Annotated in this window: 10 protein-coding genes; all 10 read left to right on the forward strand. The window is 57.8% G+C overall.

What is annotated here, in order from left to right; translation table 11 throughout:
• Positions 1 to 17: 17 nt before the first annotated feature.
• The gene (locus tag VH413_09965) at positions 18 to 836 is read left to right on the forward strand and encodes an FkbM family methyltransferase (protein ID HEX3799014.1); all 819 of its coding nucleotides are present in this window, start codon (positions 18 to 20) and stop codon (positions 834 to 836) included.
• A 5-nt stretch (positions 837 to 841) separates the two neighbouring features.
• On the forward strand, positions 842 to 1,774 hold the full coding sequence (locus tag VH413_09970) for a glycosyltransferase (GenBank protein ID HEX3799015.1): 933 nt from the start codon (positions 842 to 844) through the stop codon (positions 1,772 to 1,774).
• Positions 1,764 to 3,071, forward strand: a complete 1,308-nt coding sequence (locus tag VH413_09975) for a glycosyltransferase family 4 protein (GenBank protein ID HEX3799016.1) — start codon at positions 1,764 to 1,766, stop codon at positions 3,069 to 3,071. Before VH413_09970 ends, VH413_09975 begins: the two co-directional genes overlap by 11 nt.
• Positions 3,072 to 3,111: 40 nt before the next feature.
• A complete protein-coding gene (locus VH413_09980; GenBank protein HEX3799017.1) occupies positions 3,112 to 4,476 on the forward strand; it encodes a hypothetical protein in 1,365 nt (454 codons plus the stop codon).
• On the forward strand, positions 4,473 to 5,684 hold the full coding sequence (locus tag VH413_09985; GenBank protein HEX3799018.1) for a glycosyltransferase family 4 protein: 1,212 nt from the start codon (positions 4,473 to 4,475) through the stop codon (positions 5,682 to 5,684). Before VH413_09980 ends, VH413_09985 begins: the two co-directional genes overlap by 4 nt.
• A gap of 26 nt (positions 5,685 to 5,710) precedes the next feature.
• Positions 5,711 to 7,039 (forward strand): glycosyltransferase family 4 protein, encoded by a 1,329-nt coding sequence (locus VH413_09990; GenBank protein HEX3799019.1) that lies wholly within the window; start codon positions 5,711 to 5,713, stop codon positions 7,037 to 7,039.
• On the forward strand, positions 7,036 to 8,172 hold the full coding sequence (locus VH413_09995) for a glycosyltransferase (protein HEX3799020.1): 1,137 nt from the start codon (positions 7,036 to 7,038) through the stop codon (positions 8,170 to 8,172). The genes VH413_09990 and VH413_09995 overlap by 4 nt, the downstream gene beginning before the upstream one ends.
• Entirely contained in the window at positions 8,172 to 8,753 is a 582-nt protein-coding gene (locus tag VH413_10000; GenBank protein ID HEX3799021.1) for a WcaF family extracellular polysaccharide biosynthesis acetyltransferase, read from the forward strand. Before VH413_09995 ends, VH413_10000 begins: the two co-directional genes overlap by 1 nt.
• 7 nt (positions 8,754 to 8,760) lie before the next feature.
• Positions 8,761 to 10,068: a WcaI family glycosyltransferase gene (locus tag VH413_10005; protein HEX3799022.1), complete on the forward strand. Its 1,308-nt coding sequence runs from the start codon at positions 8,761 to 8,763 to the stop codon at positions 10,066 to 10,068.
• Between the two features lie 4 nt (positions 10,069 to 10,072).
• On the forward strand, positions 10,073 to 11,463 hold a 1,391-nt coding region (locus VH413_10010), incomplete at its 3' end, for an exosortase/archaeosortase family protein (GenBank protein HEX3799023.1).

The raw sequence follows: 11,463 nt of genomic DNA on the forward strand, positions 1-11,463 counted from the left end.
CTCAATTCCACGATTCTGTGGTCGGGGCCATCGCGCGCCATAGCCGCACGCTTGGGCAGTTTCCGCGGTTGCGAGATCGTGCGCTCTACATTTACGGACGGATTTTGCGGCGCGTGTCCTGGCCGTTGCCGGGAAGACACTCGGCGGTGCAAGTCCGCTTGCGCGATCAGCCCGATCCTTTTCATCTGCGGCTCAGTTCAACAGACTGGCTCGTGCTCGAGGAAATTTTTCAGCATGAAGAATACACCTTCGTGCGTGACGTGATCAAAGATGCCGGTCTCATCGTGGACCTCGGTGCTAACGTCGGCTACAGCCTGCGCTACTGGCAGACACTTTTTCCCAACGCGCAAATTTTGGCGATGGAACCCGAGCCCAATAATTTTTTAATGTGCGCGCGCAACGTCGGTTCTGCCGGCTTGGCAAAACAAGTTACCCTGCTGCAAGCCGCAGCCGGCGCGCGCCGCGAGCTACTCCGTCTCGTGGACGGCGGGGAAGGGGAGTGGGCGTATCGCACCGAAGGCGGCGCATCTCAACGCGGCTGCGCGGTGGATGTCCTGCCGCTTGGTGAAGTGCTCGCTCAACATGTGAAGGGCCGGAAAATTGATCTGCTCAAGTGCGATATCGAGGGAGCCGAAAAAGATCTTTTCGCCCATTGCGCTCCGTGGATTGAAATGGTCAATGCCATCGTGGTTGAACTGCATCCGCCCTATACCTTGGCCGAATTGCGCTCGGCCCTTGCGCAATCCGGCGCGCATTTCGAGGTCACCGTCCAGATCAACCGCAAGCTTTGTCCCCTGGTATTATTGCAACGGCAAAAGTCTTCCAGCGAAAGATGATTTCCATGTTCGCCGCCTCCGTCGTCATCACCACCAAAAACCGCCGGGAGGATCTCTGCAAGAGTATCGTGTCCGCGTTGCAGCAGACGTTTCCGCTCGAAATTTTGGTGATGGACGATGCCTCGACCGACGGAACCGCGGAACACGTGAAACGTCATTTTCCGCAAGTTCAAGTGCATCGTTCCGAAGTGTCGCTTGGCTACATCGTCCAGCGCAATCGCGCCGCCCGGCTGGCCAAATCCGGCATCATCATCTCCATGGACGATGACGCAATTTTTTCGAGTGAATTCGTGGTGGGCCACACCTTGCGCGAATTTGACAACCCTCGCGTGGGCGCCGTGGCGATTCCTTTCGTGGATGTCAACCGCGGGCCTTCCATCTACCAATGCGCGCCGCAGGCCGAAAAACTTTATGCCATTTACAGCTTCACCGGAACCGCCCACGCGTTGCGCCGGGATCTTTTTCTCAAGCTCGGCGGATACCGTGAAAATCTGATCCACCAGGGCGAAGAGGAAGACTACTGCCTCCGCCTGCTGGATGCGGGCTTCATCACGCGCTGCGGCCGGTCCGACCCAATCCTGCATTTTGAATCGCCGCGCCGGAGTTTCAAACGCATGGATTATTATGGCGCGCGCAATAAAATTCTTTACGCGTGGCACAATGTCCCGTGGGGGCAACTGCCCATGCATCTGGCCGGCACGACTTTCAAGAGCGCCATTTACACGTTCAAGCCTGATCGCCTGCTGACCCGCCTGTGCGGCATCGGCAACGCCTACGCTTCCATTTTTTCCGGCCAGATCCGTCGCCGGCCCGTTAATAGAAAGAGCTACCGAGCCAGTCAAAACCTCAAACGAAACGGCCCGCAGTCCTTCGACAAAATCGAAGCACTTCTTTCAAAAACCAAACGGCCACAACCCCTGATCACTTGTGAGTCCTAACTCAAACGATTACTTGCAATCGTCCCCATCCGAATCGCCATCATCCGGCAACGCCCAGCGCTGGATTGTTTCCCAGGAAGGAACGCGGCAAACCTATTCCGTGCCGTTAAGCTTTCATCGCCTCGGTCTTCTGCGAACCATGTACACCGACATCTGGTGGCCATGGGCGCGCCAGCTCCTCAAGCGCGGTCCTGCGGGCACGCGCGCTCTCGCCACAAGATTCAACCGCGAAATTCCTTCCGAGCGGGTCGTCTCTTTCAATCAATTCGCCACCGTTTGGCGGATTGGCGATCACCTGCGCCGGCGCTTTCCTGACCGTCGAAAAATGTCAGACGAGTTTTGCACTTTTGGCCGCTGGATGGCTACCTGCGTGCGTGATCATCTCAAGCATCAGGAATTGGACTCGGAGCGTGATTGTTTTTTCGGCTTCGACACGAATTGTTTGGAGACGCTGGAGTTCCTGAAACCTCGCGGCGTTTTCACATTGGTGGATCAGGTTGATCCCGGCTTGGTCGAGGAAGAGTTGGTCATCGCCGAAGCGGAGAAGTGGCCGGGCTGGGAAGGCATTCCCGGCCGTTTTTCCCAGGAGTATTGGGACCGGTTGAAAGCCGAGTGGAACCTCGCCGATCTGATTTTGGTGAATTCCACATGGTCGCGCGACGCACTCATGCGCCAGGGTGTGCCGTGTGAAAAAATGGTCACCGTTCCGCTGGCCATTGACCTCGCTGCTGATCACGCGCTGACTCCCGTCAATCCCGAAGGCAAGCTGACGGTCTTGTGGCTGGGCAGCGTCATCCTGCGCAAGGGAATCCAGTATTTGGTGGAAGCAGCGCGCAAATTGGAACCGTACGGCGTGGAGTTTATTCTGGCGGGCAAGATGGGAATTTCTCAAGACGCCATCCGCACATTTCCGCCCAACGTGAAGATCGTTGGCCGCGTTACCCGCGATCTGGTGGGTCAATTTTATCGCCAGGCTCATGTGTTCGCTCTGCCGACGATCTCCGACGGCTTTGCCATCACCCAGCTTGAGGCGATGGCTCACGGCTTGCCCGTCGTGACGACTCCCAACTGTGGCGACGTCGTCACTGACGGCGTGGACGGCCTGATCGTGCCCGCGCGCGATAGTCAGGCGCTGGCCGATGCGCTGGCGAAGTTGAACGACGATCGCCAACTGCTGCACGCCATGTCCCGCAACGCCCTCCAAACCATTCAAAAATACGACCTGCCTTCCAACGCGCGCATGATTCAGCAGTTGGTTTCACAACGCAGGTTGAGCAACGAGATGCAAACCGTCTGACCGGCCGTGCGCGTTCCGAAAATCCGTAAATTTTTCAATCATGCTTGAGGCTGCATTAATAGCGCAGGTGATTTTTTGGCTGGTCGTGCTGGGCGTCTTTCTGGCCAGCGGGCAGGCGTCATTGCTTCACCCTTCGACGGTTTACCTGGTCTTCCACGGATTGGTTTTCGTGGTCCGGCCGCTGCTGGTCCATTTTCTGGATTTCAATTCGATCTGGACCTACATCGGCTTTCAACCTGACGAAAGCGCCATGATAAAAACCCTGGCGGTCACTTCGGTTGCGTTGGCGGTTTTCGTGGGCGTAAACCTTTTTGCCGGTCGCGTGCTAAATGTCTTTCCGCCCGGCCAGCCGGATTCGCTATCGCCGCTGCAATCCAAAGCACTGGTGATCACTGGCTGCCTGCTCCTGCCCCTGATGGCGTTCTCCATCATCAGAACGGCATCCGGCCACGCCGGGGGCGAACGCGCCGCCAACGGCATCTACATCATGACCACTTCAACGGGCTACATCAATGACGCGCAGTTTATGGTCGCGCCACTTTTGTGCGCGTGGCTGTTGATGACACGTTTTCATTGGCTCAACGCTTTGCCGGTCACGATCTATGTGGGTTACCGTACCTGGTGTGGGTTGTCGCGCTTTACCATCATCACTTTCCTGCTCGCCATCGTCATGTCCTATTGCTGGTATCATCGCAAAAAATGGCCGCCGCTCACTGCCATCCTCGCGGCCATTCCCGTGCTGATGCTCTTCAATACGCTCGGCCATAACCGCGAGTATTTACAAAATTATTTCAAAGGTTATGGCGCTTCAGCCCTCCAATTGGACGCCGGCCTCTCCCGGTTTGAAAAGTTCCGCGCCCGTACCGATACCCAGGATTTTGCCAATTACGATTATCTCACCTTCATACTGGCGCTCGTCCCGGAACGCACCCACACCTACACTTACGGCGTCCAGTATCTCCAGCTTTTTACCGAGCCGATCCCGCGGATTTTATGGCGCGGCAAACCGGCCGGCGCGCCGGTGGAAACCTTTGACATCAGCGCCTACGGCAATTTCATCGGCCTTACTTTCAGCCTGCCGGGCGATGGCTGGTGCAGCGGCGGCTGGATCGGCCTGGTGATCACTATGGCAATCGTCGGCGGCGTGCTTGGAACTTTTCACCGCTGGTTCTGGAACCACATCAACAATCCCATGGCCGCGATGTTTTACATCAGCGCGATGGCCATGATCCTCCAGTGGTACCGCGATGGCGGCATCTCCATCAGCAAATTCATCATGTGGAACTGGCTGCCGCTCTTCATCTGGATGGGCGTCACGTGGCTGCTGGGCGAACGGTTCCTGCCGGGCAACACGATCATTCTCCGCCCCGGTGACAAACTGCGTTTGATCGAGCACAAATCATGACCGCAACCGAACCACCAGCGGTGAGGCCGATGGCATCCGGCGATGCCATCCCGGCCCCGCGCCGCGATTCCCCCATCGGAGTTTTCCTGCAATGCACCAATCTCGGCGGCATGGAGAGGGTGGCCTACTCGCTGTTTGACCGGTTGGCGGCGCGCGGCTTTGACTTGCGCATCGCCACTCCGCGCCCTTGGGGTTTGGGTGAACCGCTGGTGAAGCGGGTGGACGCCGGAGCGGAGGCTTTTGATTATCGCGGCAAATTCGGCTGGCGATCTTTTCGCCATTTTCACCAGCGCACGAAAGTGGTTGGTGAAAATTGTGACTGCCTTTGGGTCATCGGCACCTGCGCCAGTTGCCTGGCGGCCGCGCGGATGACCGGTCGTCCGGCGCTCCTGAGCCACCATTATGCTCACTTTGAAAATCGGGCATCATGGCTGCGTTGGATGGGATTTTACCTGGCCTTCGGCGCGGGTCTCGATGGCATCACTTACCCGACCGAGTTCACGCGCAATGAGGCGATAAAAATCGCGCCCTGGCTTGAACCCAAAACCCACGTCGTGCGAAACGGATTTGATGTGCATTACTTCGGCGAGGAACAACGGCTGGCCGCCCGCCGCGCCGCCCGCGCCGAATTGCAAATCCCGCCCGACGCCTTTTTGGTCGGCAATGGCGGATGGCTCATCCGAAGCAAACGCTTCGACGTGTTCTTGAAAACCGCCCGGCATGTTCTCAACCAAATTCCCAATGCGCTCTTTCACATCTGCGGCGGTGGTCCTGAAGAAACTCATCTGCGCGAACTCGCCCGCCAAAGCGGCATCGCCAGCCAAGTTCATTTCGCCGGCTGGGTGAAAAATATGACGCCTTACTATCAGGCGTGGGACGTGCAACTTTTCAATACCGATTTCGACGCGCTCGGCTGCACGCCGCTGGAGGCCGCGAGTCACGGCTGCCTGTGTGTGGCTTCCTGCACCTACGGCGGACTTTGGGAATTCATCAAGGACGGTCGCACCGGATTCATCATCGAGCAGCATGACGAATTCAGGCTGGCCGATGCCATCGCGCGGCTCGCGCGCAATCCCGGGCTCGCCTTGCAGATCCGCCAGCGCGCCGCGCGTTTGCTCCAGCGCAAATTCAATCACGAGTCAGCGTTGAAATTCTACGAAAATTATTTTCAGGCACACACCGCCGACCGCCGTCAGACCGCTTCGTGATGGAAACTTTTTAAATCATTTCACTCATGGCCAACATCATCATTGTCTGGGGCCACTGGGGCCCCTACCACTGCCGCCGTTACGAGGCCTTCCGTGACCACGCCGCGCTCGCGGGGCATCGCGTCACCGGCGTTTCTCTCTTTAGCGGCAGCAGCGCCAACCAATGGCGTCCCGAACAACTGCCCCGCGGCGTCGTCCATTTCGATTTGGGAAAAGACGAAGCGAAATTTCCCACGCGCAAACTCTGCACCCTCATGGGCGTGCCCAAAAAAACCGGCGCTGAAATTGCCCTGTTGCCTTCGTATGACCATTGGTCGCTCGTGTTGAACCTGGCCGTTCGCGTTGCAGGCGGACGCATAGTCATGATGAATGAAACGCACGGTGGCACCGCCCGCGCGCACGGATGGAAAGCGGGCATCAAGCAACGCATCGTATCGCGCTTTCACGCCGGATTCGTCGGCGGCGCGCCGCACGTGCGATATTTTTCCTCGCTCGGTTTGCCGGAACATAAAATCTTCACCGGCTACGACGCCGTAGATAACGACTATTTTGCCCGGCGAACTGGCGAAGTGCGAAACCAGGAAACGGAATTTCGCCGGCGTTACGAACTGCCCTCAAATTATTTTTTAGGCCTCGGACGGTTCGTTCATAAAAAGAATTTTTCGACGCTGATTTGCGCGTATCGAAAATTTCTCGATTCCGATCCCGCTTCTCGTACGCACCTCGTCCTGGTTGGCGCAGGCGAGGAAGACGGCGATTTGCGCGCGCTATCTCGGAAAAATCATTTGCCGGTTTATGAAAAAGTTTCCGCGGGCAATAGCGACGACGGACAGGAAGATCGCCGCGCTCCCGGCGTGCATTTCTACGGCTTCCGGCAGATCAACGAAAACCCGGTGTTCTACGCGCTCGCCGATGCGTTCGTGATGCCCAGCCTGTGGGAAGAGTGGGGGCTGGTGGTCAACGAAGCGATGGCGTGCGGCCTGCCCGTGGTGGTGAGCCACACCGCCGGTTGCGCCGAGGATTTATTAAAAACCGGCTGGCCCATGCTCCCCAATCTGCTGACCACGTGCCTGCCTTTCCAGTGGACGCAAATGCCCGGCCGCATCCGCCGCAACGGATTTGTGTTTGAGCCAACGTCGGCGAGTTCGCTGGGGGTCACGCTTTCGACACTCGCGACTTCGCCCGCGCTCCGCAAGGTCATGGGCGAAGCCAGCCGCACGATCATCGAAGATTTTTCCTGCGAGGTTTTTGCGCGCAACGCTCTGCTCGCCACCCGCGCCGCAGGAAATTTGCCGCTGCCGCCGGACGAACCGCCTTTGGCCCAAACGCTCGACGCCTCACCCCAGGTTTCATGAGACACCTGCATTTCACCCAATCGCTTGAGCCTCTCTATGGCGGCGGGCTCGGCACCAGCGCGCTCGCGTTACATAGCGAGATGCGCGCGCAAGGCGTCAGTTCGGTTCTGTGCGCCACCCGTGCCGGCACACCCCAATGCCAGCGCGACGGCACGTTTGAATTCAGCCGCGTCAAACCCCGTCCGCTTTATTTCTCGCCCGAGATGAAGCAGCGCGCGCCGGAATTGGTTCGCGGTGCCGACGTGCTGCACGGGCACGGGATGTACGTCGGCCCCAATTATATTTTTGGCCGCGCCGCCCGCCGCGAGTTGAAGCCGCTGGTATATCACGTGCATGGAATGTTCGAGCCGTACATCCTCAAGCGTTCGCGTTGGAAAAAACGCCTCGTCCACTGGCTTTTTGAAAACAATAATTTTCACGACGTGCGTTTGTGGCGCGCCCTGACCGCCAAAGAGGCCGGGCAAATCCGCGCGCGCGGGTTGCAACCGGTGGTCATCGCGCCCAACGGCCTGAACCTCGCGGATTTTCCCCGGCCGCAAAATATTCTCACGCCCATCCGCACGCCCTTCGTTTATGAGTTGCGCAAAAATCGTTCGCGGCTGCTTTTCCTGGGGCGCATTCATCCCAAAAAGGGACTCGATATTTTGTTGCAGGCGTGGGCGAGACTTGATGCCGAGACGGCTGATTGGGAATTGATCATTGCCGGGCCGGACGAAAACGGCCATCTGCCGGAGATGCGCCGGCTGGCTCAATCGCTCGCGATTCAGGATCGCGTTTTTTTCACCGGCGCCGTCACGGGCGAAAGCAAAACCGCGCTGCTGCACTCGGCCGATCTTTTCGTGCTGCCTTCCTACTCGGAAGGTTTTTCGATGAGCCTGCTCGAAGCAATGGCTTGCGAAGTGCCGGTGATCGCCACCGACTCGTGCAACTTTCCCGAAATCTCAACGGCCTTTGCCGGCTGGGAATGCCACGCCACTCTCGATTCGCTCGTGACCACGCTGCAAACCGCCCTGGCTGCCGGACCAGCCGAGCGCAAACAACGCGGCCAAAATGCCCAGCGTTTGGTGGCCGCGAAGTTCACCTGGCAGACGATCATCAAAGTGATTTCGGACGCCTGTGCCGCGCATTGCTGATGCCCACGCAAGTTCGCAATGATTTGTTCGATGGCCGCAATGGTCTGGACCGCGGACGCTCGAAAATTGTCGAGGCCGCGTGGCATCTGCTCAAATGTTTTTTGTTTCTCACGCCACTGCCGGTTCCATCGGCGCTCAAGTGCGCCGGGCTCCGTTTTTTTGGCGCTCACGTCGGTCGCGGCGTGGTGATAAAACCGCGGGTGAACATTCATTTTCCTTGGAAGCTTTCCATTGGCGACCATACGTGGATCGGCGAGGAAGCATGGATATTGAACTTTGAACCTGTGCGCATCGGCCAACAATGTTGCATCTCGCAGCGCGCATTTCTCTGCACCGGCAATCATGATTATCGGCAGCCATCCATGCCGTACCGCAACGCCCCCATCACCATCGAAGACGGCGCATGGGTCGGCGCGCAGACTTTTGTCGCGCCTGGCATCACCATCGCTGCCGAAGCGGTCGTCACTGCCGGTTCCGTCGTCGTTAGAGATCAACCGGCAAGAATGGTCTGCGGGGGCAACCCGTGTGTGCCGCTCAAACCGCGCTGGAAATCCGCTGAAGTTTTTTTGCAAATAGTTTGAGTGAATCGTGAAGCCGCGCAGTTTCATCGTCTGGGGAATTAATTACGCTCCCGAACTCACCGGGATTGCGCCTTATAACACGGCGCTGTGCGACCACCTGCGCGCCCAATCTCACAAGGTGCGCATGGTAACTTCATTCGCCTACTACCCGGAGTGGCGCAAATCAGCGCAGGACCGCGGCCGCTGGTTTCGCACTGACCGCATGAATAATGTGGAGGTGCATCGCTGCTGGCATTACGTTCCGCCAAAACCGTCGGCCTTGAAACGCATGCTGCATGAGTTCAGTTTCGTCGCAACGTCATGGTTCAGGATCATGATGCTGCCGAGGCCGGACGTTTACATAGTAGTATCTCCGCCTTTGTTGCTGGGATTTGCCGCGTGGATTGCCAGCCTATTGAAACGCCGGCCGTTTTGTTTTCACGTGCAGGACCTTCAGCCCGACGCGGCGGTCGCTCTTGGCATGATCCGTCCGGGAAGGTTGTTGCGCGCGCTGTACGCGCTCGAAGCCATCGCCTACAAAAGAGCGGCGCTGGTTTCGGGCATTATTCCCGGCATGACCCGCGCATTTGCGGACAAGGGCGTGCCGGAAAAGAAAATCATTTTATTTCCCAATGGCATCCATCTGCCGCCGATTGAGGAGACGTTCGGACTCGGAGCTTTTCGCCGTCGTTTCCACATTATGCCCGAAGAATGTCTGGCGGTTTATTCCGGCAATCTCGGGGTGAAACATGGTGTGGAAATTTTGCTCGATGCGGCGCGTGCTTTGCAGGGCAAGTCCGTGCGCATCGTTGTATGCGGCGATGGTGCGCGGCGCGAGATTTTAGAGGCGACCGCCCGTGAGCGTGGCCTGGCCAATGTTCTGTTTTTGCCGTTGCAGGGCGAGCGCGAATATCACGAAATGCTGGCCGACGCCGACGTTTATCTTGTCACCCAGCAAGCGGGTTCGGGCGCGCTCTTTTTCCCAAGCAAACTGCTGAAAGGGCTCGCTTACTCCAAGGCCATCCTTGCCGTGGCCGACGCGCAAAGCGAACTGACTCGCGCGGCAGTTGACGGCCAATTCGCGCGGATCGTTTCTCCCGGCGATGTAGATGGACTGGCTTCCGCGTTGGAATTCATGGCGAAAAATGAAACCGAACGCCTGCGCCTGGGAAAAGCGGGAAGAAAATATGTCGAGCAATTTGAACTGAAATATTTGTTGCGGACATTCGAGGCGCGCGTTTGTGATTTTCTGAACGGTGAAGAGTCGGGACAGCCCTCGGAAATTTCATTGCCGTCCGTTTCAAAAAGCGATGCCGCAACTCTTGAGCAGCGTTAAAACCATGCCCACCACCGCCAATTCATCTTCGGTCCTCGCGCCCGCACCCAGCCGCACGGCTTTCGACGTGAAAATGCTTTTCAGCGCGACGGGTCTGTTGACGCTTGCGGTCATCGCATGCTGGGCCCTGTTTTTTGACGAACTGCGCGGCGAATGGGCGGTCAATGCTCAATACAATTATGGCTACGTGGTTCCGTTTTTGGGATTGGCCTTGCTCTGGCGGCGCTGGAGTGAACGGCCTCCGATTTCGTCGCGCGAACACATCGGCTTGGCTGGCGTGGCAGGCACGGCGTTGATCTTTTTTGTGCTGCCTTTTGAAATCGTGCTCGAAGCGAATCCCGAATGGCGGCTGATTTATTGGATCAACGGTGCGCAAGTGATCGCGCTCACTTTTTGCCTGATTTATTGCCTGGGCGGTTGGCGCTGGGTGCGCTATTTCGCGCCGCCCCTGTTATTCGTGCTGATTGCGATTCCGTGGCCGATGGAAATGGAAGCGGGGATTATCCAGGGATTGATGCGGTTGGTCGCCGGCTGGACGGTTGAGATAGCCGGCTGGCTGAACATTCCGGCGGTGCAACATGGCAACCTGATCGAGGTGGGCGCGGGCATCGTTGGGATTGATGAAGCCTGTAGCGGGGTGCGGTCGTTGCAATCGGCTTTGATGCTTTCCTTTTTTCTGGGTGAGATGCATCGGTTTCCCTGGACGCGCCGCGGCGCGCTGGTGCTGGGTTCGCTTTTGTTCGTGGTGATGGCTAACCTTGGGCGCACGACGTTCCTGGTTTGGGCTGCGGCCAATCGCGGCTTGCAGCAGATGGAAGCATGGCATGACACGGCAGGGATTCTCGTGATGCTCTTTGTGTTGCCGGGTTTGATCGGGCTGGCATTCGTGATGAAACCGAAATCTTCTGCCGTGCCCGCAGTCGCGCCCGCGCCATTTGTTCTTCCCGTGCTGCCGCGCTGGCCCGGAATCGTGGCCTTGCTTTGGATTATTTTGGCATTGGGCGCGACCGAAATCTGGTATCGGACCCACGAATCAAAACTGGTCCCCAACACGCGCTGGACGGTGAATTGGCCGAGCCAAAGCCCGCAATTCAAAAAAACCGCGCTGCCGCAAAATTCATTGGCCATTCTCCGCTGCTCCAACAGTGACGCCGCCGTATGGCAGGATGACGACGGCAATCAATGGAGCGGATTTCTCCTGCGCTGGCAGCCGGGCAAAAACTCCGCGCAATTATCCAAAGGCCATCGCCCCGACATTTGTTTTCCGGCATCGGGCGCGCGATTGCTGGGAAATTTCGGCGAAATCAAATTCCAGGCCGACGGCTTTCAAATGCCTTTTCGCTATGAAACCTTTGAAAGCGGCCCGACCGTGTTGCACGTCTTTTATTGCCTATG

The organism is Verrucomicrobiia bacterium, from assembly GCA_036268055.1.
Classification (GTDB): domain Bacteria; phylum Verrucomicrobiota; class Verrucomicrobiia; order Limisphaerales; family Pedosphaeraceae; genus DATAUW01.